Below are 25,689 nucleotides of genomic sequence, written 5' to 3' on the forward strand. Positions count from 1 at the left end.
TGACAATTATTTTTACCCGATCAGTTCCTTGATGACATTGCCCTGTACATCGGTGAGGCGGAAGTCGCGGCCCGCGAATCGGTAGGTGAGTTTCGTGTGGTCGAAGCCCAGGAGGTGCAGCACCGTGGCATGAAAATCGTGGATATGAACAGGGTCTTTCTCCGCCTTGAAGCCAAACTCATCCGTGGCTCCGTAGACCGTCCCTTTTTTCACTCCCCCGCCCGCCATCCAGTACGTGAAGCCCCAGTGGTTATGGTCGCGGCCGTTCATCTTGCCCGCGTTGGCACCCGGTGTGGGCAGCTCGACCACAGGCGTGCGTCCAAACTCGCCGCCCCAGATCACAAGAGTTTCGTCGAGCATTCCGCTCTGCTTCAGATCCGTGAGAAGCGCGGAGATCGCCTTATCGGCCTCGCCGCAGAGCCGCCGCATGCCATCGGCTAAGTCATCGTGAAGATCCCACGGCTGGCCTGCGCCGGTGTAGAGCTGAATGAAGCGCACACCGCGCTCCGCGAGCCGCCGCGCCATCAGGCAACCACGGGCGAAGTTACCATCACCGTAGCGCTCACGGGTGCTCTCCGACTCCAGATTGATATCAAATGCATCGGTGGCCTCGCTCTGCATCCGATAGGCGAGCTCCAGGCTCTGGATACGAGACTCTAGCTGCGCATCTTTGGCACGAGCGGCTTGGTGTTTTTTATTGAGCGACTGAATCAGATCAAGCTGCTCACGCTGCTGTGCACCCGAGGCATAGTGGCTACGAATGTGCTCGACAAGCTGCTCCACCTCGCGCTTACTGGGATCTATGTAGGTTCCCGCGAGCACGCCGGGCAGAAACCCCGCCTGCCAGTTCTGCGTCTCCTGGATCGGAAAGCCCCCCGGACACATGGCGATATAGCCGGGCAAGTTCTGGTTCATGGTTCCCAGACCGTAGCATGTCCACGAGCCAAACGACGGGCGAATCTGGCGGGCATCGCCACAGTTCATGAGAAGTAGCGACGGTTCGTGGTTGGGCACATCGGCGTGCATGGAGTTGATGACACACATCTCGTCCACAAACGCCGCTGTCTTGCTGAAAAGCTCACTGACCTCAATGCCGCTCTGACCGTATTTTTGAAACTTGAAAGGCGAGCCAAGTCCCGCGCCGGTCTTGCGCTCTGTGCCGTAGTTATTGATGGGCAGCGCCTTGCCGTGGTACTCCGTGAGCTTGGGCTTGGGATCCCAGGTGTCTACCTGGCTCGGGCCGCCATTCATAAACAGGAAGATCACACGCTTTGCTTTGGCGGGGAAATGGGGTTTCTTGGGCAACATCGGATTGTCACCGTCTGCCGCCTGCGCCTCTGCGCCAAGCACACCCGCCAGCCCGAGGCCCGCAAACCCCGCGCCCATGCGGCCCAGCAGCGCGCGCCGGGACATAAACAGCTCTTCCAATCGTCGTTGCATGCTCCTAGTATGGCGCAACTAGCCGCTGGATTGCAACTTAGTTTTTCTTCGTCGTAAAACAGGCAACAACCCCAGGAAGAAAGAGATAGCCAAGGATGCAAACGGGCAAGATGCAGGAGAGAACAGAGAAAAGCAGAGATGCGCCTTGAACCAGTAAGAGAACCACAGCGGCGGCGTACCAAAAGAGCGTCAGCCAGCGTCCCCACGCCTTCTGGAAGAAAAGCCCGACACCCGCCGTCACCCCAAAGATTGCAGCCAGAACACTAAGACTCCGGGCCTCTCCTCGCAGCAGCACGACCAGAGGGATGATCGCCGTTAGTGCTGCGATCAGCGTGATACCGAAGGGCTGTACGACCTCTTTGGGTTGTTGTTCTTGCATACTCATGGTGTTATCAACCTAGTTAAGCTTTTTACGCAAACCGACGATTTCAACGCTTTTAATCATCGGTTTGCGTGACATTCAATAAAAGAACTTGCTTGGCTCCCTCAGCAACACGCGTACTCTCCGCCTGAGCGATTCCTACCACCCAGAGAATCTGGCCTTCCCCCTCCACCACTGTCTGAGAGGTGCGCTTTGCAATCGGGATAGCTGCCTCACGAAGCAAGTCACGGACGAGGCGCGTCTTGCCATTCATTCCCAGCGGGGCGATTCGGTCGCCGTCACGGACACGCCGCACTGTTAATATTTCGGGGATTGTACCACAGTCTACACGAAGCGAACGACGACTGCGCTCGGCAGCAAGTAGAGGCGGCCCAAGAGTCGCCTTCAGAGTTCTGTTGTCGGGAATTTTGACTGCCCCGGGAACGGGAAGCTCACCACACCAGCCAGAGAGGTCTGGCACGGGCGTTCGTTTCGAAAAGACAAGATTCCCCAGACGAGCCGATGCTCCCCAGCCACCAGGTAGGTGCAGTGTCTCCTCCCCTTCCAAAAGCTGCTCCAGACGGATCACCCACGCCGCCGTCGCCAGTTCTTCGCGGAGTGCCTCGTCGCCGTCGCTTATCTCCCAGAGCAGGCGCAGAATCACACGCCGCCGAATGGGCCGCGCCAGTGTCCGAAGATCCGCAGCTCCGTGCGCTTGCTCCGCAAGCTGATCCAGGAGCGCCGCATCCTCGACGGCGTGCTGTGCCAGACGGCAAAGCGCTTCCGTGAGCCGTGGATTGAAGCTCGCCGCAAGCTCGGGAAGCAGCGTGCGGACTCTTTGCCGAGGGTAGCGTGGGTCGTCGTTAGTGGGATCGTGGCGAGGCGTAATGCCGCGACCAGCACAGTAGCTCTCGATCTGGCTACGACGGGCAAAAAGCAGGGGGCGGATGATATTTGCACGCCGCACGGGAATCCCCCCCAGCCCGGCCACACTCGTGCCACGAAAGACACGCATCAGAACCGTTTCTGCCTGGTCGTCGGCGTGGTGGGCGGTGGCGATTATCTGTGCGCCAAGCGCGACGGCGGCCTCTTGCAGAAAAGCATAGCGGGCCGTGCGGGCCTCGGCTTCGTTGGCCTGAGAAAGTGCGCCTAGCTCAATCAGACAGGGAACGCCGCAGCGAGTAGCCAAAGCGGCACAGAATCCTGCATCGGAGTCCGCATCGTGCCCCCGCATACCATGGTGAAAGTGCGCCACGCCTGCCGGCTGGGGAAGCAGGCCCGCGGCAGCCGCCTCACAGAGCAACAGCAGTAAGGCACACGAGTCCGCGCCTCCCGAGAGTGCCACCAGAGGACGCTCCCCTGGAAACAGCAAAGCCCGCTCCCGGACAAAAGTGACCAGGGAGCGGGCAAGCGGAGACAGCTCAGCGCTTGGCGGAGACGATGACACGGTTCTCGGCGCGGGTGACAGTCATTCCCAGAGGCCCTAAATGCCGCGTGAGAAGCTCCTCCAGAGTCTCGTTGCGGGCATCGAACTGCACCTTACGCTCGGAGCGCGGCACATCCACCAGAATGATCCCTTGCCCGAAACGACGTGCCAGCTCTTCGAGTGCCTGCGGTGTGAGCGGCATCTCTCCAAGACCAAACGAGAGACGTCCCGAAAGAAGCTCTAAGCGGAACAGCGGCTCGATCACCCACTGCTCACCCTGATGGCCATCCCCTGTCCAGGCAAGCTTAATGCTGGCAACCTTCATCTCCTCTGCAACAGGAACTTCCAACGGGCGAGTCTTGGCACCGGTGCCCCCCAAAGCCACTCCCGTTGGCTGCGGCGCACCTGGGACACTGGCCAGAACCATGCCATGATCCGCGTTTTCCAGGGTCAAGTCAAACTGTAAGGCTTTCTCTACATGCCGCAGATTCGTGAGCTTCAAGGCAGGCAATAGCCCTACGGGCTGCACTTTGTTTGTGGCATTGCGGGGGATATTGGGGCTAAAACCGGCCTCATTAATATTAGTCGGAGTCGCAGGGCCGAGCAGCTTCCAGGCAACGGCTGCCAAAATACCACCCATCGCCAAGGAACCGAGCGCCGTCCGTCCAAGGCTGGGAAGCCAGGCACGCCACCCACGCTGACTCGCTTCTTGCTGCTCACGCTGGATGCGGGAGAGAACATTGTCCGCAAAAAAGAGCGGCGGGTCCACGTCGGGCAGAGCCTTGAGATCCTGTGTGATCCCACGCAGTGCGCTCTCGTCGGCGCGGGCCTCGGGGCTCTGGGCCAGAAAAGCACGCACCTCCTTCACTTTTTCTCCGGGGAGGGTTCCTTCAATATAATCAGACGCTAGCTCGCGCCACTGTTTCCTATCCATAATCGTTAAACCTACTGAAGGCTAGGACTTTCATGAATTCCGAAAAGTTCCGCCACTTTTCCAAGCCGATCACGCAGAGCAAGTCGGGCACGATTCAGCCGAGACTTCACCGTGCCAATCGGAAGCTGCGTCAGCTCCGCAATCTCTTCATAGGCCAAACCCTGATTGTGGTACATCACAATCATCACCCGCTGGGCCTCGGGCAAGGTCAGGATGGCTTTCTCCAGGATCAGGCGACGTTCTTCCCCTTCCATCATCGCCTCCGGCCCGGGCGCACTGTCCTCAAACTGCCGCGTGATGCTATTTTCATCTAGCTCAACAGATTCATCCAGTGAGGTGGTCGGGCGGGAGCGTTTTTTCTTACGATCATCCAGAAAGACATTGGTAACAATCCGATGAATCCAGGTAGAGAACTGCGCCTCGCCTCGAAAAGACTTGAGGTTGTTCCAGGCACGCACAAAGGCCTCCTGCGCAATATCCGATGCATCATCCTGGGAGCCACTAAGCCGGTAAGCCACATTATAAACCGTGCGCTCGTAGCGGCGCACCAGCTTATCGAATGCAGCGACATCGCCTTTGCGGCTCCTTTCAATGAGCTGTTTCTCTTGGAGAGGAGTGAGGCTCAGGTTCATGCCCTCTCCGAGGGAAGGTGCGCCTCGGAGATCGCGCGCAGCTCTTCGGGTGTCAGAGCGATATCAGACGTCCCCCGCACAATAGGTTTCGCATAGACCCGCATCTCCTGGCGGGAGTAGAGGCCGCTGATAACTACCCCGTTTGCCCCATCATCGAGTAGTGCCAGCGAAAAGCTCTGGAGCCCCCCAACATTGGCAAAAGCATCGTAGCGGTGGAGCCCCAATCGGCGCAATGTCTGACGCAGACCGCTGGTATTGGCATCGCTGGTCGTCAGTGCTCTGTCCAGGTTCGCCCGAAATGCCGTCACATTTCCCGCGTAGTCTAGAAGTAGCTCTTCCAGGCTATCGCCACTCACTCCCCGAAGCATCCGTGCCTGCCGCACTGCCAACCTTCGGCCACGGAGCAACGCTAAAGTAGCGAGCACAATGGTCACAAGATGGACAGTCAGCAGGAGCAATAGCGCGATGCCAGGCTGCTGTTGAATCCAGCTAACTAGTGGGCGAAGCGCCACATTCAGGCCCTCCATAGAAAACCTCCAGTTTCAACGACCATCGTCCTACAATTGATGCAGAGAACCATTATGGCTACTGAAAACCTTTCCCTCGATAAGATTCGACCAAACGAGAATCAGCCGCGCCGAACATTTTACCAGGAATCCTTAGAAGAGCTCGCCGCATCCATCAAAGAACGCGGCGTACTCCAGCCTATTGTCGTGCGTCCAGCAGCAGGCAAGGAAAAGGGTCTCTTTGAGATTGTCATGGGCGAGCGGCGCTACCGTGCCTGCAAGATGCTAGGATTAGACTCAATTCCCGCTATTGTACGCGATCTTAATGACGAGGACGCGGCAACGGACGCTCTGCTGGAAAACTACCAGCGCGAGGACATGAACGTCATCGAAAAGGCGCGGGCAATCCAGGGTCTTCTCCAGCACATGAGCTACGAGAAGATCTCCAAAACGTTAGGTGTCTCTGAAACAACGGTTCGCCGGACACTGGAGCTCCTCGAGCTCCCCGTTTCCATTCAACAGGAGCTGGTTCAGAACCCCGCTAAAGGCGCACTGTTTCAAGAAGGCCATGCCCGTGTCTTACTAAGCATCAATGAGGACACAGCCAGCCAGCTTCGTCTGGTCGAGAAAATCAAGGCCGAGAAGCTCAATATCTCCGATATCGAAAAGATCATCAGCGCCATTCGCCAGTTCCCCAATAAAAAAGAAGCGTTTTTACGGGTTACTGTTAGTGTGACCGAGCAGATGCTGCGCAGCCTTGGGGCACGTGAGGAGCGCAAAAAGCCCTATAAATCCCAAACAGCCGAGCAGCACCTTAAGAGCATTGAGAAGCAAGCCTCTGTTCTGGGCGATATGCTCGATGAGCGCATTGGCGAGTTTCTGAGCGCGGAGCACATGAACCAGCTCCTAGCGACCACGGTGGAGCTCCAGCGCGATCTGGAAAGCTTTAACAGTAATATCCGAGAGTCACTGACCACAAAAGATTTTGGCTTCCGTGAGGTCTATATTCACTGCCCTCTCTGTGGCCGTGTGGAGCTGATCGGCTCGGTACGCTGCTCCGTGTGCTGGACCATTCTGAGGCGTTGCTACGACTGTGGCAACTACGACCGCAACTTTGAAAAATGCGGTGTCACCGGCGGGAAGATTTTCATTGCTGAGGCGGAGAGCCCCAAGGAGCACTCCAAGAGCTACCGCTGCCCCATGTACAAACCCAAGTTCGACACCCAGCCGACGCGGCTGAAGATGGCCGCATAACGCTTTCTTCCGTCTCCTAAAACCGCTAAAGTCCCTGACTCTTCACCAAGAGCCAGGGACTTTCTTGTTTCCTACGAACAAAAAAAACGGCCTGCGGGAGTCCCGCGGGCCGTTGTCAAGTTAGGTGGTAGAAAGGAGATGTTTTTATTCTTGGCCTAAGGCGGTATTATCTGTAGACTCGGAGTAAATTATTTTATGACTCTAAATTCTGTCACAAGTAACCTCATGATTGCCTGGTATCTAGGCTTCTCTCTCATTCTGACGGTGGTAATCATCGGTCTGACCGTACTTCTGCACCGCCTCAACACACGTCTTGAGGCACTCACGGCGCAGGTGGAGCCCCTGCTCCAAAAAACCGAGGCGACTCTGGTTCTAGCTAACGAGAAGCTGGCGAGTATCGGTAGCACCACGGAGAGCCTCCTCACTCATGGAGATGCCATCGCCGCGACCGTGGAGGCCAAGACGGAGGTCACGACGCGGCTAGTGCAGAGAACTATTCATGCTCCTTTTGTGAGCCTCAATGCCCTGCTGGCCGGGGTGGCAGCGGGAGCGAGGGCGCTGCGTGTGCGACCTAGCTCTCGTGTGCGACCTAGCTCTGGTGTGCGACCTAGCTCTGGTGTGTTACAATCTAGTAAATCTCAACAGTCTGTTTTGGAGGAAACCAACTATGACAAATAATAAAAGTGACTTTCTCGTCGGCCTACTAATCGGTGGGGCGCTGGGTGCTGCCCTCGCACTTCTCTATGCTCCCCAGAGTGGCGATGAAACGCGTGAGAAGCTCAAGCAAAAAGGTGATGAGCTCAAGGATAAAACCGCCGACACGTACGACAAGGCAAGAACCCGTGCAACCGAAGTGGGAGGAACCTTAAAAGAGAAAACCACAACACTTGCGTCTACGGTGAAGGAATCCGCCTCCAGCGTCGCAGCCCGGATTAACAAGCGCGGCGAGCAAAGTGAGCCAGGAGCAACCGGCGCTTAGTGGATCAGTGGAGCGAGTCTAAATAACGCGCAATGACATCGTTGACGTCGTGACTGTCCGCAGCGACCCGGGCCTGTGCAAGCCACACGGCCCGGGTCGCTACTTTTTTGACCGCCTCCATATCGTGGCTAACCACCACAATCGTGCGCCCCTCGCGCTGGAACTCGGCGATCTTAGCGAGGCACTTCTCCTGAAAAAGGGCGTCCCCCACCGAGAGAGTCTCATCCACGAGCACAATCTCAGGGTTTGTGTGGACGGCCACGGCAAACCCTAGACGTACAAACATCCCCGACGAGTAGGTTCGCACCGGCATGCCGTAGTACTTGGGCTCGGCAAAGTCTGCAAACGCTAGGATCGCCTCGCGACGCTCGTCCATTTCAGCGCGACTTAGCCCAAGAATCGAGCCATTGAACGTGATATTTTGCAGCCCCGTTAAATCGGGATGAAACCCAGCGCCCACTTCGAGAAGCGGCGCGAGTCGGGGATGAGTAGGGTCTGCCGATGCCGGAAAAGTCACGGTGCCGGAGTCAGGCTTCATCACATGGGCAATCAGCGAGAGCAGCGTGGACTTCCCCGAGCCATTGCGCCCCAGCAGCGCCAGCGTCTCGCCTTTCTGAATCGTGAGCGAGATGTCCTCCAGCGCGGAGACAATCTTGAACTTTGACTTGATCCCCTTCGTAAGCTGCCCGAGCTTGCCTTTGATCCCAGCATAGCCATCTTCCGGAAGTTTGAAGCGCTTGGAAACCGCCTCGATCTGGATGGCGGGAAGGCTCATGCCTGCTCCACGAAGCGCCATTTCCGGCTATTGAAGAACGCATAACCACCAATAAATGTGGCTAAACACACCAGACAGGCAAGTGCAAAATACGGCCACGGCACGGGTTGGTTCACGAGGAGTGCTTGTTTTAGTCCTAGTGCGCCGCTGGGCATTATTACGGGATGCAATAAGAACGCCCGGTAGCTCGTCACAATCACAACAATCGGATTGAGTAAGAACCCCTGGTAGACCAGACCGCGCAGGGTTTCGTCGAGCTGTTGCGCGTGCTGCACCTGCTCCAGGAAGTAGATGATCGGAACCGCATAGAACAACAGATCGAGTGCCACCGCCGTGAGAAACTTGATATCTTCGAAAAAGACATTAAGTGCGGAAAGAAAGAGCGCAATTCCCCCTATGAGTAGTGTTTGCATCACAACGAGGAGCGGCAGAAGAAGAATCTCTATTGGGGGCAATCTCACGGTGCCGTTGCGTACCCAGTTGCTCACGTAGAGCAAGAGCACAAGGGGCAGCACCACCACCACTAACGTGAGCAGAAAATGCCGCAGGTTAGCAATCGTGGTTGCCAAAGGCAAGAGCTCACGGGGGAAGTAGACCTTCCGAATCAGTGGGAGGTGCTTTGAAACCGAGTCGCCCGCATCCAAAATCCCGGTCAGAAAGTAGGTCCACGGAAAGAAAGTGGCCACGACGAAGGGAAAGTAGGAGCCGCCGCTGGTTTTGATGGGAACGATGTAGGTAAAGACCGCAGCCAGAATTAAAGCGCGAACAATAGGGTTTGCGAGTGACCAGGCCACACCGAGCTTGGAGTTTTTATAGCGGACATCTAGCTCCCGCCGGACGAGGTTACCGAGAAGTTCACGATAGCGCCAGGCTTCTCTGGCTTCTTGCAGGAGGCTCATGCCTCGCCATTACTCGGCTGCGGCGCGCGCAGGGTCTTCTTCGCGAGCGGGTTCAAGAAGTTTAAGCAGATCTTGACGGTGGATAAGCACTTTACGTTTCCCGGCGACGCGAAACGCTTTGAGTTTCCCCTGACGGATGTACGAACGGATGCTGGATTGAGACAGCTGCAGGTAGTTTGCTGCCTGTTCAACTGTCAAGAGTTCCCTGTTTTCCGCATCCATCGTCCTATTCGTTGCTCCTATCTGTGCACATGGATGACTGGCATCCTGTCCCGAAAGTATAACCCCTGCCCTTTGGAATGTCAAGCGTTTGGCAAGAAATATCAAGAGATGAAGAAGGCGCACAAAAAGAGCCAGAAAATCAGGTATAAAGTAGGCATGGCAACGGTCGGTATCTTTGGGGGGTCAGGTCTCTATCAGCTCCTGACGGGTGCGGTTGAGGAGCGGTGGATCGAGACACCCTACGGCCCTCCCTCCGATAAAGTAGTTCTTGGTGAGCTGGGAGGCAGGCCGGTCGCTTTTCTTCCTCGCCATGGACGTGGGCACACCATTCCTCCGCACAAAATCAACTACCGCGCAAATCTCTGGGTCATGAAGTCGCTAGGAGTGGACGCCGTGATCGGGCCGTGCGCCGTGGGATCGCTCCAGAAGCACATAGAACCCGGTCATGTCGTGCTCTGTGATCAGTTCGTGGACCGCACCAGTGGTCGTGAGGATACGTTCTATGAAGGGCCCATCGTCACCCACGTCTCGGCAGCGGAGCCCTACTGCCCCATTCTGCGTGCGCACGCCCTTGGCGTCTGCCAGCGCCGAGGTATGGCGGTGCATGGCACGGGAACGATGGTGGTGGTCAATGGCCCACGCTTCTCGACCAAAGCGGAGTCGCGCTGGTACACCCAGATGGGCTGGGATATTATCGGCATGACCCAGTACCCCGAAGCCTATCTCGCACGGGAGCTAGAGCTTCCCTATATCAACATCTCTCTGGTGACGGACTACGACGCGGGCCTGGTCAGCGAGGGGGCTGAGGCAGTTACCCACGAAGCGGTGCTCGAAGTCTTTGCGGCCAATATCGAGAACCTGCGCGGGCTTCTCGCCGAGCTGGTCGAGACGCTCCCCGAGACAAGCGCCAGCCCCGCAAAAACAGCGCTCACGGGGGCCCGACTTGCGTAAACAAACTCCCCAGGAGCTCTTTCAGGAGCAGATGTTTCCGCACCTAGACACTCTCTATCGTGCAGCGCATTCCATGACACGCAACTCCCAGGATGCGGACGATCTGGTACAGGATACCTTTGTGCGTGCTTTCCAGTTCATTGATAAATTTCATGTGGGAACTAATGCGCGGGCCTGGCTGTTCCGCATCATGACGAATCTGTTTATCAACCGCTACCGACGTGCAAAGCGTGAACCAGAGAAAACATCCTTTGACGAGATGGAAGATTTTTATCTTTATAATCGTCTACAAGATGCCTATATATCAGGGACATCCGAGTCTCCCGAAGCGGCGGTGATGGGCAAAGTTGAAGCGGAAGCCATTCAGGATGCCATCTCGCGCCTTCCCGAGGAGTACAGGGACACTGTGATCCTAGCGGACTTGAATGAGCTGTCGTACTTAGAGATCAGCGAGATTCTGGAGGTACCGATTGGAACGGTACGCTCCCGGCTCTCTCGCGGGCGGCGGCTAGTGCAGCGCGCACTTTGGGCTTTTACAGAAGAGAACCCGCGCTAGGAATCGTGAAATCTATGGATAAGACTCAGACAGAGTCACTCGAATTTAATCAGTGTCAGAAAGCCGTCCAGCAGCTCAACGACTTTCTCAGCCACGAGCTCCAGCCCGAGGAGGAGGAGCTTGTTAAAAAGCACTTGCTTGAATGCAACGGCTGTTTTGAGAAATTTCGATTTGAAGTAGCACTTCTACGGACACTTCGGGAGAAGGTCGGCCAGGTACAAGCCCCGGATGGCCTTCGTCAGCGCATCCTGGGGCTACTCTCTAAATCCAGCTAAGGCTTATTCGTGCCCTCGCGACCGTACGCGTCTTGGAGACGCACGACATCGTCCAGATGTGGGGTCGAGACCTCCAACACGTCGGAGTCCTCGATGGCCTCAATTGTGTGAATCTCCAGCGGACGGTTGCGCCACTGGTGCCCCTCAGCGATCTCCGTTACCGTGAGCGTGTCAATTGTCGCGCCTTTGGTGAGCTTCATCCGGCCTTTGAGTAAATAACTCGTCTCGTCTTTAAAGTCGTGGTACTGCAAGCTGAGCTTTTGCCCGGCATTGACATGAATGATCTTGCCCACGTAGATATCCGTCCAGGCGTACCAGATCTCGTAGCCCCAGGGTTTTTCGACCCGTACTGGGAGGTCTTCAGGTTTAATGTCCATACAACCCTATTGTACGGCAGGAAACACCTCGCTTCACAGAGAACCAGGTGCTGTGTTCTCTGATCGCATTATCACTCTGGGGCCGCTTGCCTTCCAAGGAGAAAACGCGACTGTGTACCGCGTGGTTACGCAGAGCGGCCGGCAGCTCATCCAAAAATTTGGAGCAGCCTCCCGTGAGGGGGAGATTGTGCGTGCGCTAGAAACCTACCAGCCGCTTGTTCCCGAGTTTCTCGGCGAAGCAGACGGCGCTCTGTACTTCTCCGAGCTGCCCGGCATCAATTTAGCGGAGATGTTCGAACAGGCTCCCGAGCGCCGCGTCGCACTGGCGGAGGCTTTTGGCAGAGCACTGAAAATGATTCACGCCTGGGAGCCGCCTCTGGAGAAGCCCGATAGGCCGTGGCTCTCCGAGGCTCTCGTACGCATCCGGGCGACGGCGGAGAAACACCCGTGGGAGAGTATCGCGCTGAGCTACACGCCCTTTGCGGGTGAGAGCTACGCGGATGTCGCCGACTGGATTGAGCACGAAAGCCCCTCGATTGCCCCGCAGCGTAGCTTCTGCCACGGCGATGCGTGCCTGCCGAATTTCATGGTCGAAGCGGGTACTATCACTGGGGTGGTGGACTGGGGCGACGGTGGCTGGGCGGATCCGCGCTACGATCTGGCGACGGCGCTCTGGAGCCTGCGGCGCAATAGTAACGGTGATCCCAAGACACCACGCTACCAGGAAGCATTTCTCAGTGGCTACGGCTGGCATCGCGGTGTGGCAGGCCTAAGGTTTTTCGAGGCGCTCTACACCCTTGGGGGATAATATCTTATGAGCTGGATAGACCAAGATTTTTTTGATGCCAATGGCTATGTCGTCGTAAAGAACGTCGTTCCCAAGGCACTCTGCGACGCCGTGATCGCAGCGGAGTATGCCTTTCTGGGCTTCTCTCCCGACACTCCCGAGAGCTGGTACCAGCTGCCTCTCCAGCGTGGGGGGATGATTGAGCTTTACCAGCACCAGGCGCTCTGGGACACGCGTCAGCACCCGAGCGTCCACGAAGTCTTCTCGGAGATTTACGGCACGGAGAAGCTCTGGGTGAGCATTGACCGCGCTAACTTCAACCCACCGGTTCACCCTGCCCACCCTGAGTATGATCATCCGGGCATGATCCACTGGGACATTGACCCGCAGGCGGCGCACACCGCGCCGTGTCGTGTTCAGGGTGTGCTCTACCTCTCGGACACGCCCGCGGAGCGCGGTGGATTTTGCTGCGCCCCGGGCCACCACAAGCTCATCGAGCGCTGGGCAGCCACGCGTGAGAAAATCCCCGGTGCACCTGAAGAGGGCAAGCGCACACCAAAAGACAAGGGCGAGATTACCGTGGTACCTATTGTAGCCGAGGCGGGAGATTTTGTGATCTGGAGCACACGCCTGCTGCACGGCAACGGTCGCAATCTCTCAGATCAGCCGCGCCTGGCACAGTACATCACGATGTCTCCGGAGCGTTATCATACGGACGAAGCGGAGCGTATGAGCCGTATTACCCGCTGGCAGGAGCGCCGCAACCCCGATGCCTTCTGGGCACCCGGCGACCCACGCGGCTGGGAGCAGGAACAGGGAACAACCGCAACACTCACGAAGCTAGGAAAAAAGCTCCTGGGCCTAGAGCCCTGGAATTAGCACCTTATGATAATAACCTCGGAGCGCCTGCCGCTCGAAAAAATCACGCCGCTGCGCATCAGCCGGGGCACCAGTAGTAGCAGTATCAATTTATTTGTCACTGTCGAGTACGAGGGCATTTATGGGTTTGGTGAGCTAGCCCCCAATAGTGTCAGCGGTGATACAGCGGAGACAGGCGAGGCTGACCTTGAGACACTGCGTCCCGTCCTGAACACTATGGCTCCCTGGGAGCTAGACAGGGTTGAGGGGGCGCTCCGTGCGTTGATCTCTTCGGCAAGTGGCATGGAGGGAGTCGGGAGCGGCGGTGCAGTGAAAGCCGCTATTGAGATGGCCTGCCACGACTGGCTGGGGAAAAAGTTAGGCGTGCCAATCTGGAAGCTACTGGGCCTAGATCGCTCGCGTATTGTCGAGACATCGGTGACCGTAGGAATCCAGTCCCCCACCGAAGCTGCCACGCAGACCCGCGACTGGCACACACGCACAGGCGCTCGGGTGCTGAAGATCAAGCTCGGCAGCACGAAAGGCATCGAGGCCGATCAGGCGATGTTTGTTGCGATCCAAGAGGCAGCGCAGACGTTTTCGAGACCGGCGATCTTTCGGGTGGATGCCAACGGCGGCTGGAGTGTCCCCGATGCCCAGAAAATGATCCCCTGGCTTGCCGCGCGGGGCGTCGAGTATGTCGAGCAGCCGCTGGAGCAAGGCAACGAGGACGGCCTCTCCGCGCTACGGCCCGCCACCATCCCCCTATTTTTAGACGAGACTATCCGCGTCGCCGCCGATGTTCCTAAAGTGGCAGGCATGATTGACGGGGTGAACGTGAAGCTCATGAAGTGCGGTGGTCTGCGCGAGGCACTTAGAATTATTGCGGTGGCAAAGGCGCACGGCCTCAAGACCATGCTCGGCTGCATGGGCGAGACCAGCCTCGCAATCACGGCGGGCGCACAGATCGGAGCCGCCTTCGATCACTTGGATTTAGACAGCCACTTAAACCTCAAGAACGACCCGTTTATCGGGGCCGACTGGCACGAGGGAAAAGTCATCCCCCGCGATAGCCCGGGGCTGGGAGTAGCACAACGGTGACGTAACAGTGCTCACACCTAGTAACAGTGCTCACACCTAGCAAAAATGCCGATACAGCAGTTCTTAAGCCCCCCCGAAAATTGCTGTTATGACACAGGAACAACAAGCCAGGCTCCAGCGACTTTTTTTATTGTTACTGCTTGCTCTCGCCTCCGCGACGGCTTGTCCCGCAGAGGAGGTAGAACCAGAGCCAATGGCACGTGCATGGAAAATCCTCAAGAAGCGGGATTGGTTTATCCAGCGCATGACTGCGACCCCCAGAACGGCACAGCTTTGTTGCGATAACCAGGGAGTTCCTCTGCGTGGTGCAAAGTCACCGCTTATCCTGGTAGCCCGCTCACACTTGATCCTTACTTTGCCCCAGTGTATCGCCTCCAATCTGCCCGAGGTCTCGGTGCAGATCGGTGATGGTGAACCGCTGCCAGCCGTGTGGCAAAAGACATCGAATATTCCCAGTCTGGAAGTCACTCTACCGGAGACGGTTCAGAGTGGTGCGCTTGTCGTGTCGGGGGCGGGCAAAGTTCTGTGGCAGCACTATGCCTATATCACCCACGCGCTGCCGCTCGCGCCGCAGGTTCCGGCCTGGCGCGGGGTGCTCGATGATGCCTGCCGCTGGGCAAAGGGAGCGTACACTCCCAAGGAGATTATTGCCAAGCTCACCCACGGGCTTTTTACAAGCGGTCGGTTCGTCTATCCAGCCAATGATCCGACGAAGAGGGCAACCTTTGTTAAGCGTAACACATTTGCCCTGAAGAATTTTTTGAGTGAGGAGGGGCCACGCGTCGGCAACTGCGTAGACATCTCCGACTATTTGGTGATCTGTGCCGCCGCCCTAGGAGTCCCGCTGCGGCTGGTTCAACTGACAGACTCCCAGAACCGCCTGCTGGTCACCAACCCGATCTGCCCCATCGGCTGGGACGCCTCCGACCCAGAGAGCTACCAAAGCGTGCGCTGCACGATGCACCAAGTCGCCTACCTCCCCGGGGAAAACCGCCTCTTCGACGCGTGTTTTTTCTCGCCTCGCACGGGCAGCTCCACACGCAACCCCGTTCCCACTTTTAGCTGGGATGCAGCCCAGATACAGAACTACTGGCAGTCTGAAGACACAACTCGAGGTTTCGTGAGCCGACCTCACCAGAGCGTCCCCCTCGCCCTGCTCTCCGCAAAAGTACCGGCGGTGGAGTAGCCGGGTGCTAGAGGTCTACGAGGGTAATATTTTGGAGAGATACGCCGAACCCACCGACCGTCACACTGGAGTACACGTGCCCCTTGGTCAGATTGGTGGGGCCGCTGTCGCTCATCACGCTCTTGCTCCCGGTGGGTGTCACCCGGACGCGGTAGTTGCCCTGGGGCAGATCGAGGTAGGCAGAGGCTCCCTTGAACGCGATATTGGTCAGGTTTGGAGACGCCGAGCTGATGCTTGCCGCCGGGTCAGTGACATAGACATCCACACCCGTGAGCTCGGAGGCGGCGTGAACAACACGCAGACGGGCATTTCCCGCTGTGGTTGATGGGGCGTTGTTATCGGGAACCAGCACGACATCCAGAGTGGACGAGGCCCCGATCACAAGTGCTGTGTAGTCGCTCCCGGCAAACTCCAGATTGCGGGAGACACGCGGTGCTCCGAGCGGCGTCGCTGCATCCACGAGGTGCAGCGTGTGCCCCCCCGAAAGTATATTCACGTACGGACTCGCGGACTTGTACGCCAGCGAGTTGACGGCCACCTCAACATTGAAGCGCACCGCCAGCGCACCGGTACTGGGCGCTGTATGAACCACACGGAAGCGGGCATTCTCCTGAGTGGCTCCACTACAGCCCATAAGCAATCCGAGAGCCCCTCCTGCCATTAGAATCAAAGCGCGACGATTTACTTTTATCACTAAACTACTCCTCTGTACACTATTCTGAATATTTTACCTTAGCTTATCTCGAAAAAACCTAGTAAAAAACACAGTTATACTATCTAATGCAAACACTCTATCTTCCTATTTGAAGACAATTCACCTTGTGGTAAGCTACCTCTATGCAGCTTTCATCGAATCGGAAACTCGCACTTCTGATGCACGATGCCGTTCTCGGCACCTCAGGGAAGATGGGCTTTGGTCTGCTTCGCTACTCCGATGCCCAGGTTACATGTGTGATTGATCAGGTGACGGCGGGCCAGGATCTCGCCGCGCTCACCGGCATCTGCCGTCCGACTCCCGTGCCGATTGTCGCCACGATCACCGAAGCGCTTGCCCTTGGGGCCGATACGCTGGTGCCCGCGATTGCGCCCGCAGGAGGAATACTCCCAGGCGACTGGCGACAGGAAGTGATCCAGGGCCTGCGCGGCGGAATGTCACTGGTCAATGGTCTGCACGAGCGCATGACAGAGGCGACAGACTTTCGAGAGGCACTGACACCCGACGCCTTTATCTGGGATGTCCGCCAGGAGCCGCCTGAGCTTCCCAATGGTCTCGGGCGGGCGCAGGAGCTTTCCGCAAGGCGCGTCCTCACGGTCGGCACGGACATGGCAATCGGCAAGATGACCACCAGCCTGGAGCTTCATAGAGCAGCACAGAGAAAGAATATCCCAAGTGCCTTTGTTGCCACGGGCCAGATCGGTATCTGCATCAGCGGCGCTGGCATTGCTCTGGATGCCGTGCGCGTGGATTTCGCGTCGGGTGGTGTCGAATGGGCAGTTCTGGAAGCCGCGAAAAGCCTCCCCCCTGCCCCCCGCCCGGCGGGGGAAATACTCTGGGTCGAGGGCCAGGGTTCTCTCCTGCACCCAGCCTCCACCGCGTGGCTGCCGCTGATCCGTGGCTCGATGCCGACACAGCTCATTCTCTGTCACCGAGCAGGTCAGGAGTCCGTGATGCGGGCGGCGTGGGTGAAGATTCCACCGCTACGCGCCGTCGCCGCGCTCTACGAGGCCGTCTGTGCAGGTGCAGGAGCACTCCCCGGGGCACGTGTGGTTGGGATTGCCCTCAACTGCGCCCACCTCACCGATGACCAGGCCCGCGCGGCCTGTGCACAGACCGAGGCGCAAACCGGCCTTCCCACACAAGATGTCGTGCGTTTCGGCGGCGATAAGCTCCTGGAGGCAGTTCTCTGCGATAAAATGCCTTCGTGACCATTGAAGAGCAAGTGCAACTACTCGCGCGCGGCGCGAGCCTTATCGTCCCTGAGAACGGCCTGAAGGCCAAGCTGGAGAAGTCCGCCAAGACCGGCAAGCCACTGGTCGTCAAGCTCGGCCTCGACCCAACGGCGCCGGATATTCACCTGGGCTTTGCCGTGGTCTTGCGAAAGATGCGTCAGTTCCAGGACCTGGGCCACCGCGTGACGATTATTATTGGCGACTACACCACGTTAATCGGTGACCCGTCGGGGCGCTCGGCGACGCGCCCGATGTTGACCAGCGAACAGATCGCTCAGAACGCGACCACCTACGTGGATCAGCTCGCCGTGATCCTAGACAAAGAGAAAACCGATGTTCGATTTAACTCGGAGTGGCTCGGGAAGCTCTCGTTTGCGGACTTAGTCAAGCTCACCAGCAAGATCACAGTCGCGCAGGTGCTCACCCGTGAGGATTTCAAGAAGCGCTGGGATGCCAATCAGCCTATCTCCCTACATGAGCTTCTCTACCCGCTGGCGCAGGGCTACGACTCGGTGGCGATCCAAGCCGATGTGGAGATGGGCGGGCTGGACCAGACCTTCAATATCCTCACAGGCCGCGAGCTCCAGAGCGACCCGGAGATCGCGCAGGATCCGCAGATCGGGTTCTTCATGCCACTTCTAGTCGGTCTCGATGGCATCAAGAAGATGAGCAAGAGCCTAGGCAACTACATCGCCATCGCCGAGCCTCCTCTCTCCCAGTACAGCAAGGTCATGAGCCTGGGCGATGCGCAGATGTCCATGTACTTCCTCCTGTGTACTGATGTCCCGCTCGCGGAGTTTGAGGAGATTCTGAAAGCGCCCAACCCGATGGAGTCCAAGCACCGGCTTGCCAAAGAGATTGTCACGATCTACCACGGCGCAGACGAAGCCGCTGCTGCCAGCGACGAGTGGAAGCGCATCCACTCCGCCCGCCAGTTCCCCAGCGACGCGCCCGAGCTTACTGCACCCGAAAACCCGATCAACATCGTCGCTCTCGTCCGGCACGCAGGCTTCGCTTCCAGCAACGGTGAGGCGAGGCGCTTAGTGGAGCAGGGCGGCGTCAAGATCAACGGTGAAAAGCTCTCCGACCCGGCGGCAACTATCACCATCAAGAACGGCGACGAGTTCCAGGTCGGCAAGAAAAACTTCGCATGCTTGCGACTTGGGTAGAATAGATTCAGGAGAAGAGTTATGAAGAAAATTGGGGTTTTGTATGGCAGAGAGAATACGTTTCCCGGCGCATTAGTGGCAAAGATCAACGAGCTGGGGGCAGGCAATTTTGAGGCGGAGAGCGTGAGTATCGGTGCGATCACGATGGAGCAGCTCTACGACTACCGGGTGATCATTGACCGGATCTCACAGGATGTTCCGTTCTACCGCGCCGTGCTTAAGCATGCGGTGATGCAGGGTGTCAATGTGATCAATAACCCGTTCTGGTGGACCGCGGACGATAAGTTTTTCAACTACGCGCTGGCTCATAAGATCGGCGTTGCTATCCCCAAGACGGCGCTCTTGCCCCACAAACAGCATCCACCGGATATTAATAGTCAGTCGCTGCGCAACCTGCTCTATCCGCTGAACTTTGACGAGATCTTTGAGTACATCGGCTTCCCGGCGTTTCTGAAGCCCTACTCCGGCGGTGGCTGGAAACATGTCTATAAGGTTCACTCACGCGAGGAGTTCTTCTCCGCGTACGACCAGACAGGCGATCTCTGCATGACACTTCAGGCCAATGTCGAGTTCACGGACTACTTCCGCTGCTACGTGATCGGCAAGAAAAACATCCATATCATGCGCTACGACCCGCGGCTTCCCCACGAGCGCCGCTATGTTCTGGATGGCCCCCCGCTTGACCCCGCGATGCAAGATCGCCTCACAAGCGACTGCCTCAAGATCTGCAACGCCTTAGGCTACGACATGAACACGGTGGAGTTCGCTGTTCAAGACGGCATTCCTTACGCCATTGACTTCCTCAACCCCGCCCCCGATGCCGACTACCACTCCGTTGGCCCGGAGAACTTCGCCTGGATTGTGAACGCGATGGCGGAGCTGGCTATTGAAGAGGCTGGGAAGAAAGTCAGCAAGCCCAAGGACTACCGCTGGTCCAAGTTTTTATAGGACGACTTTCACCAAGGTGTGGCGTTTATCGGGCATCGTAAATTACGATGTCCGATTACGCGAGGGTCGTACGGATAAAGTCCATGTCAGCGTCGCTCAGTTCACGGTCTACGGCGGCGAGGTTGCACCGAACCTGCCGCTCGTTACGAAAACCCGGGATCACACAGGCGACGTTCGCAAGATTCAAAATATAGCGCTGCGCCACGGCGGAAAGATCCTCCGTCGTCGCCCCGAAACGCGCTTTTAGCTGCTCCAGCTTGGGTTTGAGCGCCTCGATAGCTTCCGTGCCAAATGCCTTATTGCCAAGCCGATGATCGCCTGGTTCAAATGTCGGGGGCTTGGCCGGGTCGAACTTGTCGAGAAGCCGTCCCTGTGCCAGCGGCGAGAACGCAACAAAGGTGCAGCCGTATGTCTTCATCAGCTCCTGGAGCTTCGCACCCGGACGCACAAATTGATCGTCGAGCGCGTGTGCCCAGCTCTGGAGTGCATCGGGCTTCACCACAGGAATGGCTTTCTCGAAGTCGCCAGTGGAGTAGGCGCTCTGGCCCTTCACCCGCACTTTCCCCTCAGCGACCAGCGCATCGAGAGTCGCGGCGGCGGCTTCTAAGTGCGGCCCGAAGCTGCCATGATGAAAGTAATAAATGTCAATGTACTCGCGCTGCAAGTTGATCAAGCTCTGCTCACACTGATGCCGAATGTGCGCGGACTCGTAGGCATGCGCCGCCGTGCCGGGAAAGTGCCCAATCTTGGTGGCGATCACGACGCTCTCGCTCTTCACACCAAGCTTATTCAACGCCCGTGCCAACATCCGCTCGGCTTTGCCATTGCCGTAGACATCGGCGTTGTCGAAGTGGTTTACTCCGGCATCGAGCGCCGTCTTGATCCCCGCAATAATCTCGTCCTCGTCCACGTTGGCCCAGCCATTGGGGTTTCCATTGACCCAGTTCAGGCCCCCCATTGTCCAGCAGCCTAAGCTGACCTCAGAAACTTCGAGGTCGGTTTTTCCAATTTTTCTGTACTTCATAGGCTGAAATTCTACACGACTCTGAAGGTGAGGGCATACTATCCGTTTGGGCAGGATTGCACCCACTCATTCCAGAACTAAGCCACTATGCACCTACCTATTGCTGATACCCCTTACTGGCAAGACTGGCACGAAGCCGCGCCGCTGGCAAGTCCCGAGCAGAATGATGTTCGCGCCGTCGCTTTTGACCGTTCCGGACGGCTCTGGTGCGCAACAGGAGCAGGAGTTTTCTGGCGCGACGGCTCACAGTGGCGCTCGCCAAGCGTTAGTGAGGCACTCGGTTCATGTCACTGTCTTCTGGTAGAGCCTGGTGGCAACCTTTGGGTCGGAAGCTGGCGGGGCCTCTTCAAAATAGAGGGCGATCAGGTGACACCAAGTGGGCTCTCGAGCTCGCTGATCTGTGCGTTGGCACGGGGAAAAGACGGAACACTCTACGCTGCCGGGCCGCAGGGTGTCTGGCTGAAAAGGCAGAGCGGGAAGTGGCTGGCGGTGTCGGGCCGCTGGCATCAGGCAATCCGGGCGATTGCACCGCTGGATGCCGAGAACCTCTGGATCGGAACCGCGAGCGGGCTCTACTTGCAGAACACGCACTCTGGCAAACCTGCCCAGCGTCTTGGGACGCCGGATCAGCTCCTGAGTAGCAATATCTACTGCCTCACACACCTGCCCGACGGCACGCTGGCGATTGGCTCCACAGGCGGTGTAGATTTTTACCAGGGCGCAAAACGTGTCAAATCCATCGGTGTGGCGCAGGGGCTCCCCAACCGGCATGCACGGGCCATTGCCCAGGATAGCAAAGGTCGCCTCTGGATCGCAACTAAGCTCGGGGTCGCCCGATACGACACGAAGACACAAAAATTTAGCCTGCGCCATAGCCGCCGCTGGCTGGCAAGCGACGATGCCCGAGATGTGGCAATTGCTCCCGACGGTACGGCGTGGGTAGGTACGGCAGGCGGCGTGGATGCGATCCGGCGCAAGAAGCTCACGCTCGCCCAGAAGGCCGATTACTTCCTTGATATAGTACGCAAGCGTCACATCCGCCCCCCCGGATTGGTCGGGCCTGCCGTACTGAAAAAACCAGGCGATTTGTCTGAGAGTTTTATCGAGGACGACGACAACGACGGTGAGCACACGGGGATGTACATGGCCGTCGAGTCTCTGCGCTACGCTGTAACCAAGAACCCCGAGGCGCGTGCCAACGCTCGTGCTGCGTTTAATGCCATGGTGCTCTTGCAGGAAGTGACCGGCACGCCACACTTCATCGCCCGCTCCGTCTTTCCCGTCGGCACCGCACCGCTTCATGAAAGAGACCGCACGTTCACCCCACAGGAGCTGGCGGAGATGCGCCGAGATAATCCACGCGAGAAGCCGATCGAGAAGCGCTGGGTTATGAGTGCCGACGGAAAGTGGCTCTGGAAGCGCGACGCCAGCTCCGACGAGATTGACGGCCACCTCTACGGCTACGCGATGTACTACGACCTCGCCGCCGACGAGAGCGAGAAAAAACGGGTCGCGAACTTAGTCGACAAGATTGTCGGGGGAATTGTCGATCATGGCTTTGTACTCGCCGACATTGATGGCAAGTCAACGCAGTGGGGCAACTGGTCTCCCGAGAGCCTGAATGGCGACCCGAACTGGAACGAGGAGCGCTTCGGTAACTCCACCGAGATTCTGGCGCACCTAGGCGTGGCCTACCATGTCACCCAAAAACAAAAATATAGGGATGCGGCGCAGCTGCTCATCACCAAGCATGGCTACGCAAATAACATGCGTCAGCTTGCCTATAAAACGCCTTCAGAGCGGACACACATCAACGATGAGCTCCTCACGATGGTCTTCCAGAACCTGTTTAATCATCTTATTTTCCCCAGTCTGCGCGCCGATGCCCTGACGGCGATCCGTCAGTGGCACGTCACCTGCCGCCGAGATCACATCCCGTTTTATGACTTCGTCTTCAACCAGTTCTCCGGCCAGCATGTCCCGCTGGAACCCGCCGTGGAGACGCTCCGTGACTGGCCGCTTGACATGGTCGAGTGGACGGTGGACAACCGCAGCCGCGAGGACATTCAGATTGAGCGCACACCCGGCACCGACGATGACCGGCTCACTAAAATTCTGCCTAGAAGCGAGATGGGCCTCGTCATGTGGGATCAGGAGCCATATAAAACCGTGATCGGAAGAAACGGCGAACGCGAAGACAAACCCACCGACTGGCTCCTCGCCTACTGGATGGGCCGCTACGGGGGTCAGCTCGGGGGATAATGGGTGCAGGAATTACGTGCTATCACACCGAAAACGGTGGTATGTCAATGAGGATTACTGAGATCGAGCGAATCACGCTCACCGTGCCGTTTACGCCGCGCTGCGAAAAGTGGAATGCCCGCGAGGTCTGGCAGTGGAAAGTGGTAGAAATCTGCCGTGTGGAGACCGACGCAGGCTTTGTGGGCTGGGGCGAGACACTTCCCCACTACACCTGGAGCCGGGTCAGCGACGACGCGGTGGCGCGCGTGAAGGGCAAGAATCCGGCGGACTTTCTGGGCGATGATAGCCTCGGGGCGGGCTTGCAGATGGCGCTCTACGATGTCGTCGGGAAGGCGCTCGGGGTGCCGGTCTACAAGCTGCTCAACCAGCCGCTTGTACGGCCCTGGTGCCCCATCTCCTGGTGGACAATTGACTTCCCCCCGGAAGCCTTAGCCGAGGAAGCCAAAGACGCGCTGGCGGCGGGCTACGTGGCCTACAAGACCAAGGCGCGCCCGTGGTGGGATGTCTGGGCGCAGGTAGAGGCACTCAGCGCGGCGTCGCCTGAGTACTTCAAAATTGACCTCGACTGGAACGAGTTCCTCCTCAACGCCAGCAATGCCGCGCCCATCTTGCAGTCTCTCGACACCTACGAGCGCGTCGCGCTGTATGAGTCCCCCATTCCCCACCGGGACTTAGAGGGAAATCGCCTGTTGCGGCAAAAAACCAGCCGCCCGATTGCCCATCACTTCGGCGCCGTCCCGTTTTCTAGCGCCGCCCGCGAGGAAATCTGCGACGGCTTCGTGGTCGGAGGCGGCGTTTCGAGTATCTTGCGGCAAGGGGCACTTGCCGCCGCCTTTGAGAAACCGTTTTTTCTCCAGCTCGTGGGCACGGGCCTCACCACCGCGCTCTCGGCGCACCTCGGGGCGGTCTTGCCTTTTGCGCAGTGGCCCGCCGTGAACTGCCTCAACAACTTCGCTGATGATCTGTTAGTGACACCGCTAGAAATCTCCGGTGGCTTTGTGCGTGTCCCCGAAGCGCCCGGCCTGGGCATTGCGTTTGATGAGAGCACGCTCACAAAGTACAAGATGGAGCCGCCCTACGAGATCCCCAAGGAGCGCCATATTCTCTCGGTGGTCTGGCCCGGCGGACGGGTGGTGCACTACAACAACCTGCGCCAAGCCGCATGGAACGACGGCTGGGCGGGCAATATTCCCGTGCAGGAGCGTGGCGTCACCATGGAAACCCGCCTCTATGATGGCTCGAAAGATTTCGCGGAGCTGTTCGCCAAGACCGAGCTCGGACCGGTGCGGGATAGGCGCTCGTTTTAAAGGCCAATGCGCGGGGTGGTCATGACTAGCAAGTTCACCCGATGAATGTCCCATTAATGTAGGCTTGCGCTTTATCCCAGACGAGCCCACCAACAGTTCGCCCCATCTTGCGGCCTTCCGTATCGGCAGCTTCAAAGTGAATCCCACCGTAGCGACGAGAGGCTCCTGCCTGATCCGCAACCTCGGAAAATGTCGTCCAGGTAGTTACGAGCGACTCAACACGCGTCACCGCACTGCGTGAACTGGAGGGAGAATAGACGAATGTATCGCTACCGGTGAAACGCTTGAGCACCTCGGCGGCGGCGGCGCTAAACGTACTATGACCCGACGTGTACTCCGGGAACGGCGGCGTGAGAAAATCAGGAGCCTGCGCGGGAACCCAGCTCCCATTTCCTGTGGAAAGAGCACGAATGGTGGTAATCGGGCGCGATGTGTTATAGAAGCGCTTGCACTCCCAGCACCCGATACCCGCGTCCATTACCGCATTGCCAACGGTGAAGAAGAGTTTCACATCCCGATCCAGATCGTACTGATCCCGGTCGGAGACGGCGGTGGCGAAGAGCAGCCAGTGTCCTGGGGGCTGCACCGAGCGTGGCCCATCGGCCCAGTACTCTACCAGTGTCTTCTGTGCCGTGGTCAGATCAGCCGTGAGCTTAATGACATCGTTCATCTGTGCAATATAGAGTGCGGAGCCGAACTCGGGCGGTGCTGCCGGGCGCAGTGCCGAAGATGAGGAGAGCGCGAACGGTGTCACGAGGCCCCAGTGGGGCGCGATATAGGCCGGAGACTTCCCATTGGGAAAGCGAATCTGCTGCCAGAACTTTGGATTAACCACATTATCCGCAGTATTAACGGGAACATAGCCTGTCGTATCGGCGTAGCTCCCGAGCTGGTTGGCACCGTCGGCGTGGCGGAAGTCCAGAAGCGCCTGCGCACATCGATTTCCAATCCCCACCGCTGTGGTTGTATCCAGAGATGTATTGTTCGGGTCGTACCCCAAGCTCGCCATGAGCGTGTCGAAGGAGGTTTTCTGCGAGGGATAGAGATCCACCAGGGCACGGTAGGTGGCAAAGCTCACGGCCTGTTCTTTATTGCCCTGCGTTTGCTCCCCAGCAGGTCGCCGCAAGGTCGCTCCAAGGCGTGTGCCCAGTGCAACGGCATCGTAGCAGGCCCAAGCGTCGAAGGCGGCGGTGTGAACCATCGCAATTGCCCGCGCATTCATCGGTGGCCCCAGGGTCGTATTGCTGATGGCATTGAGCACTTTTTGTGCCCACCGCCCGGAGACCGACCGGTTCAGCGTCGTGCCGCCTCCCCCTCCGCCACAGCCGATGAGTGCAAGGGTGGGAGGGAGCGCCAGTGCCCCCGCCAAAAAACGACGACGAGACAGGGAAGCTGCCAAAAGAGAAGTGCGTGTTTCCATAATTAAACGACCGAGGGGACTGTCTGCTTTAGCTGACAGGGGAATCGGCAACCGCACGGCACAGGTGCGCTGCGCACCATGCCGCATAGA

The 25,689-nt window shown here is 58.0% G+C and carries 28 protein-coding genes; 15 read left to right on the forward strand and 13 right to left on the reverse strand.

Translation table 11 applies throughout. From position 1 onward, the window contains the following. Positions 1-12: 12 nt before the first annotated feature. From ACH2ED_RS16330 to ACH2ED_RS16355, 6 genes are read right to left on the reverse strand one after another with little or no spacing between them, the layout of a single operon-like run. Complete coding sequence (locus ACH2ED_RS16330) at positions 13-1,440, reverse strand: DUF1501 domain-containing protein (protein ID WP_395093370.1); 1,428 nt, start codon at positions 1,438-1,440, stop codon at positions 13-15. Between the two features lie 37 nt (positions 1,441-1,477). Further along, entirely contained in the window at positions 1,478-1,819 is a 342-nt protein-coding gene (locus ACH2ED_RS16335; protein WP_395093373.1) for a hypothetical protein, read from the reverse strand. 58 nt (positions 1,820-1,877) lie between these two features. Beyond that, positions 1,878-3,248, reverse strand: coding sequence for a tRNA lysidine(34) synthetase TilS (tilS, locus tag ACH2ED_RS16340; RefSeq protein WP_395093376.1), 1,371 nt, complete (start codon positions 3,246-3,248; stop codon positions 1,878-1,880). Next, complete coding sequence (locus tag ACH2ED_RS16345; protein WP_395093378.1) at positions 3,223-4,161, reverse strand: anti-sigma factor family protein; 939 nt, start codon at positions 4,159-4,161, stop codon at positions 3,223-3,225. Before ACH2ED_RS16345 ends, tilS begins: the two co-directional genes overlap by 26 nt. 11 nt (positions 4,162-4,172) lie before the next feature. Next, positions 4,173-4,793 carry a sigma-70 family RNA polymerase sigma factor gene (locus ACH2ED_RS16350; RefSeq protein WP_395093381.1) on the reverse strand — a complete coding sequence of 207 codons (621 nt, stop codon included), beginning with the start codon at positions 4,791-4,793 and terminating at the stop codon, positions 4,173-4,175. Further along, positions 4,790-5,320 (reverse strand): DUF4446 family protein, encoded by a 531-nt coding sequence (locus ACH2ED_RS16355; protein ID WP_395093383.1) that lies wholly within the window; start codon positions 5,318-5,320, stop codon positions 4,790-4,792. The genes ACH2ED_RS16350 and ACH2ED_RS16355 overlap by 4 nt, the downstream gene beginning before the upstream one ends. A gap of 54 nt (positions 5,321-5,374) precedes the next feature. Between ACH2ED_RS16355 and ACH2ED_RS16360 the strand changes: the two genes are divergently transcribed. The 3 genes from ACH2ED_RS16360 (at position 5,375) to ACH2ED_RS16370 (ending at position 7,532) form a co-directional block, all read left to right on the forward strand. Further along, complete coding sequence (locus ACH2ED_RS16360; protein ID WP_395093385.1) at positions 5,375-6,553, forward strand: ParB/RepB/Spo0J family partition protein; 1,179 nt, start codon at positions 5,375-5,377, stop codon at positions 6,551-6,553. Positions 6,554-6,748: 195 nt separating this feature from the next. Next, positions 6,749-7,231, forward strand: coding sequence for a hypothetical protein (locus tag ACH2ED_RS16365; RefSeq protein WP_395093388.1), 483 nt, complete (start codon positions 6,749-6,751; stop codon positions 7,229-7,231). Next, positions 7,221-7,532 (forward strand): YtxH domain-containing protein, encoded by a 312-nt coding sequence (locus ACH2ED_RS16370; protein WP_395093391.1) that lies wholly within the window; start codon positions 7,221-7,223, stop codon positions 7,530-7,532. The genes ACH2ED_RS16365 and ACH2ED_RS16370 overlap by 11 nt, the downstream gene beginning before the upstream one ends. Before the next feature lie 4 nt (positions 7,533-7,536). Here ACH2ED_RS16370 and ACH2ED_RS16375 read toward each other — a convergent pair whose 3' ends face one another. Genes ACH2ED_RS16375 through ACH2ED_RS16385 form a run of 3 tightly spaced genes read right to left on the reverse strand, consistent with a single transcriptional unit; the run spans position 7,537 to position 9,428 of the window. Further along, the gene (locus ACH2ED_RS16375; RefSeq protein ID WP_395093394.1) at positions 7,537-8,328 is read right to left on the reverse strand and encodes an ABC transporter ATP-binding protein; all 792 of its coding nucleotides are present in this window, start codon (positions 8,326-8,328) and stop codon (positions 7,537-7,539) included. Further along, on the reverse strand, positions 8,304-9,206 hold the full coding sequence (locus ACH2ED_RS16380) for an ABC transporter permease (protein ID WP_395093397.1): 903 nt from the start codon (positions 9,204-9,206) through the stop codon (positions 8,304-8,306). The genes ACH2ED_RS16375 and ACH2ED_RS16380 overlap by 25 nt, the downstream gene beginning before the upstream one ends. Positions 9,207-9,215: 9 nt before the next feature. Beyond that, the gene (locus tag ACH2ED_RS16385; protein ID WP_395093399.1) at positions 9,216-9,428 is read right to left on the reverse strand and encodes a helix-turn-helix domain-containing protein; all 213 of its coding nucleotides are present in this window, start codon (positions 9,426-9,428) and stop codon (positions 9,216-9,218) included. A 156-nt stretch (positions 9,429-9,584) separates the two neighbouring features. Between ACH2ED_RS16385 and ACH2ED_RS16390 the strand changes: the two genes are divergently transcribed. From ACH2ED_RS16390 to ACH2ED_RS16400, 3 genes are read left to right on the forward strand one after another with little or no spacing between them, the layout of a single operon-like run. Further along, positions 9,585-10,379 (forward strand): S-methyl-5'-thioadenosine phosphorylase, encoded by a 795-nt coding sequence (locus tag ACH2ED_RS16390; protein WP_395093402.1) that lies wholly within the window; start codon positions 9,585-9,587, stop codon positions 10,377-10,379. Next, positions 10,372-10,935: a sigma-70 family RNA polymerase sigma factor gene (locus tag ACH2ED_RS16395; RefSeq protein ID WP_395093405.1), complete on the forward strand. Its 564-nt coding sequence runs from the start codon at positions 10,372-10,374 to the stop codon at positions 10,933-10,935. The genes ACH2ED_RS16390 and ACH2ED_RS16395 overlap by 8 nt, the downstream gene beginning before the upstream one ends. A gap of 14 nt (positions 10,936-10,949) precedes the next feature. Continuing rightward, positions 10,950-11,210 (forward strand): zf-HC2 domain-containing protein, encoded by a 261-nt coding sequence (locus ACH2ED_RS16400; RefSeq protein WP_395093407.1) that lies wholly within the window; start codon positions 10,950-10,952, stop codon positions 11,208-11,210. On the opposite strand, the gene ACH2ED_RS16405 is transcribed toward ACH2ED_RS16400, so the two are convergent. Further along, positions 11,207-11,587, reverse strand: coding sequence for a cupin (locus ACH2ED_RS16405; RefSeq protein WP_395093410.1), 381 nt, complete (start codon positions 11,585-11,587; stop codon positions 11,207-11,209). The two genes, ACH2ED_RS16400 and ACH2ED_RS16405, sit on opposite strands and share 4 nt — an antisense overlap. A gap of 52 nt (positions 11,588-11,639) precedes the next feature. Between ACH2ED_RS16405 and ACH2ED_RS16410 the strand changes: the two genes are divergently transcribed. The 4 genes from ACH2ED_RS16410 (at position 11,640) to ACH2ED_RS16425 (ending at position 15,519) form a co-directional block, all read left to right on the forward strand. Continuing rightward, positions 11,640-12,395, forward strand: coding sequence for a phosphotransferase (locus tag ACH2ED_RS16410; protein ID WP_395093413.1), 756 nt, complete (start codon positions 11,640-11,642; stop codon positions 12,393-12,395). Positions 12,396-12,401: 6 nt separating this feature from the next. Beyond that, complete coding sequence (locus tag ACH2ED_RS16415) at positions 12,402-13,253, forward strand: phytanoyl-CoA dioxygenase family protein (RefSeq protein WP_395093416.1); 852 nt, start codon at positions 12,402-12,404, stop codon at positions 13,251-13,253. 6 nt (positions 13,254-13,259) lie between these two features. Next, positions 13,260-14,333 (forward strand): dipeptide epimerase, encoded by a 1,074-nt coding sequence (locus tag ACH2ED_RS16420; RefSeq protein ID WP_395093419.1) that lies wholly within the window; start codon positions 13,260-13,262, stop codon positions 14,331-14,333. 88 nt (positions 14,334-14,421) lie between these two features. Continuing rightward, the gene (locus ACH2ED_RS16425; RefSeq protein ID WP_395093421.1) at positions 14,422-15,519 is read left to right on the forward strand and encodes a hypothetical protein; all 1,098 of its coding nucleotides are present in this window, start codon (positions 14,422-14,424) and stop codon (positions 15,517-15,519) included. A gap of 7 nt (positions 15,520-15,526) precedes the next feature. Here ACH2ED_RS16425 and ACH2ED_RS16430 read toward each other — a convergent pair whose 3' ends face one another. Beyond that, complete coding sequence (locus ACH2ED_RS16430; protein ID WP_395093424.1) at positions 15,527-16,153, reverse strand: DUF4397 domain-containing protein; 627 nt, start codon at positions 16,151-16,153, stop codon at positions 15,527-15,529. 203 nt (positions 16,154-16,356) lie between these two features. Here ACH2ED_RS16430 and ACH2ED_RS16435 point away from each other — a divergent pair, with 203 nt between their 5' ends. From ACH2ED_RS16435 to ACH2ED_RS16445, 3 genes are read left to right on the forward strand one after another with little or no spacing between them, the layout of a single operon-like run. Next, positions 16,357-17,445: a DUF1611 domain-containing protein gene (locus ACH2ED_RS16435; RefSeq protein ID WP_395093426.1), complete on the forward strand. Its 1,089-nt coding sequence runs from the start codon at positions 16,357-16,359 to the stop codon at positions 17,443-17,445. Beyond that, positions 17,442-18,638 (forward strand): tyrosine--tRNA ligase, encoded by a 1,197-nt coding sequence (gene tyrS / locus ACH2ED_RS16440; protein WP_395093428.1) that lies wholly within the window; start codon positions 17,442-17,444, stop codon positions 18,636-18,638. The genes ACH2ED_RS16435 and tyrS overlap by 4 nt, the downstream gene beginning before the upstream one ends. Before the next feature lie 21 nt (positions 18,639-18,659). Continuing rightward, the gene (locus ACH2ED_RS16445) at positions 18,660-19,586 is read left to right on the forward strand and encodes a RimK family alpha-L-glutamate ligase (RefSeq protein ID WP_395093431.1); all 927 of its coding nucleotides are present in this window, start codon (positions 18,660-18,662) and stop codon (positions 19,584-19,586) included. A 55-nt stretch (positions 19,587-19,641) separates the two neighbouring features. On the opposite strand, the gene ACH2ED_RS16450 is transcribed toward ACH2ED_RS16445, so the two are convergent. Continuing rightward, positions 19,642-20,610, reverse strand: a complete 969-nt coding sequence (locus tag ACH2ED_RS16450; RefSeq protein WP_395093433.1) for an aldo/keto reductase — start codon at positions 20,608-20,610, stop codon at positions 19,642-19,644. 87 nt (positions 20,611-20,697) lie between these two features. Here ACH2ED_RS16450 and ACH2ED_RS16455 point away from each other — a divergent pair, with 87 nt between their 5' ends. Then, the gene (locus tag ACH2ED_RS16455) at positions 20,698-22,872 is read left to right on the forward strand and encodes a two-component regulator propeller domain-containing protein (RefSeq protein ID WP_395093436.1); all 2,175 of its coding nucleotides are present in this window, start codon (positions 20,698-20,700) and stop codon (positions 22,870-22,872) included. A 47-nt stretch (positions 22,873-22,919) separates the two neighbouring features. Beyond that, positions 22,920-24,179 carry a mandelate racemase/muconate lactonizing enzyme family protein gene (locus ACH2ED_RS16460; RefSeq protein ID WP_395093439.1) on the forward strand — a complete coding sequence of 420 codons (1,260 nt, stop codon included), beginning with the start codon at positions 22,920-22,922 and terminating at the stop codon, positions 24,177-24,179. A 34-nt stretch (positions 24,180-24,213) separates the two neighbouring features. Here the strand turns inward: ACH2ED_RS16460 and ACH2ED_RS16465 are convergent. Further along, positions 24,214-25,689 (reverse strand): vanadium-dependent haloperoxidase (locus ACH2ED_RS16465; RefSeq protein ID WP_395093441.1); only part of this gene is annotated, 1,476 nt, incomplete at its 5' end.

It is taken from the genome of Armatimonas sp., assembly GCF_043757465.1.
GTDB lineage: Bacteria > Armatimonadota > Armatimonadia > Armatimonadales > Armatimonadaceae > Armatimonas.

Coding starts and splice junctions, on each gene's coding strand:
- ACH2ED_RS16430 (WP_395093424.1), bottom strand. CDS start 16,153: ATGGGCTGTAGTGGAGCCACTCAGGAGAATGCCCGCTTCCGTGTGGTT.
- ACH2ED_RS16445 (WP_395093431.1), top strand. CDS start 18,660: ATGAAGAAAATTGGGGTTTTGTATGGCAGAGAGAATACGTTTCCCGGC.
- ACH2ED_RS16375 (WP_395093394.1), bottom strand. CDS start 8,328: ATGGCGCTTCGTGGAGCAGGCATGAGCCTTCCCGCCATCCAGATCGAG.
- ACH2ED_RS16460 (WP_395093439.1), top strand. CDS start 22,920: ATGAGGATTACTGAGATCGAGCGAATCACGCTCACCGTGCCGTTTACG.
- ACH2ED_RS16385 (WP_395093399.1), bottom strand. CDS start 9,428: ATGGATGCGGAAAACAGGGAACTCTTGACAGTTGAACAGGCAGCAAAC.
- ACH2ED_RS16420 (WP_395093419.1), top strand. CDS start 13,260: ATGATAATAACCTCGGAGCGCCTGCCGCTCGAAAAAATCACGCCGCTG.
- ACH2ED_RS16350 (WP_395093381.1), bottom strand. CDS start 4,793: ATGAACCTGAGCCTCACTCCTCTCCAAGAGAAACAGCTCATTGAAAGG.
- ACH2ED_RS16415 (WP_395093416.1), top strand. CDS start 12,402: ATGAGCTGGATAGACCAAGATTTTTTTGATGCCAATGGCTATGTCGTC.
- ACH2ED_RS16360 (WP_395093385.1), top strand. CDS start 5,375: ATGGCTACTGAAAACCTTTCCCTCGATAAGATTCGACCAAACGAGAAT.
- ACH2ED_RS16435 (WP_395093426.1), top strand. CDS start 16,357: ATGCAGCTTTCATCGAATCGGAAACTCGCACTTCTGATGCACGATGCC.
- ACH2ED_RS16405 (WP_395093410.1), bottom strand. CDS start 11,587: ATGGACATTAAACCTGAAGACCTCCCAGTACGGGTCGAAAAACCCTGG.
- ACH2ED_RS16370 (WP_395093391.1), top strand. CDS start 7,221: ATGACAAATAATAAAAGTGACTTTCTCGTCGGCCTACTAATCGGTGGG.
- ACH2ED_RS16450 (WP_395093433.1), bottom strand. CDS start 20,610: ATGAAGTACAGAAAAATTGGAAAAACCGACCTCGAAGTTTCTGAGGTC.
- ACH2ED_RS16355 (WP_395093383.1), bottom strand. CDS start 5,320: ATGGAGGGCCTGAATGTGGCGCTTCGCCCACTAGTTAGCTGGATTCAA.
- ACH2ED_RS16390 (WP_395093402.1), top strand. CDS start 9,585: ATGGCAACGGTCGGTATCTTTGGGGGGTCAGGTCTCTATCAGCTCCTG.
- ACH2ED_RS16365 (WP_395093388.1), top strand. CDS start 6,749: ATGACTCTAAATTCTGTCACAAGTAACCTCATGATTGCCTGGTATCTA.
- ACH2ED_RS16425 (WP_395093421.1), top strand. CDS start 14,422: ATGACACAGGAACAACAAGCCAGGCTCCAGCGACTTTTTTTATTGTTA.
- ACH2ED_RS16400 (WP_395093407.1), top strand. CDS start 10,950: ATGGATAAGACTCAGACAGAGTCACTCGAATTTAATCAGTGTCAGAAA.
- ACH2ED_RS16335 (WP_395093373.1), bottom strand. CDS start 1,819: ATGCAAGAACAACAACCCAAAGAGGTCGTACAGCCCTTCGGTATCACG.
- ACH2ED_RS16345 (WP_395093378.1), bottom strand. CDS start 4,161: ATGGATAGGAAACAGTGGCGCGAGCTAGCGTCTGATTATATTGAAGGA.
- ACH2ED_RS16330 (WP_395093370.1), bottom strand. CDS start 1,440: ATGCAACGACGATTGGAAGAGCTGTTTATGTCCCGGCGCGCGCTGCTG.
- ACH2ED_RS16380 (WP_395093397.1), bottom strand. CDS start 9,206: ATGAGCCTCCTGCAAGAAGCCAGAGAAGCCTGGCGCTATCGTGAACTT.
- ACH2ED_RS16455 (WP_395093436.1), top strand. CDS start 20,698: ATGCACCTACCTATTGCTGATACCCCTTACTGGCAAGACTGGCACGAA.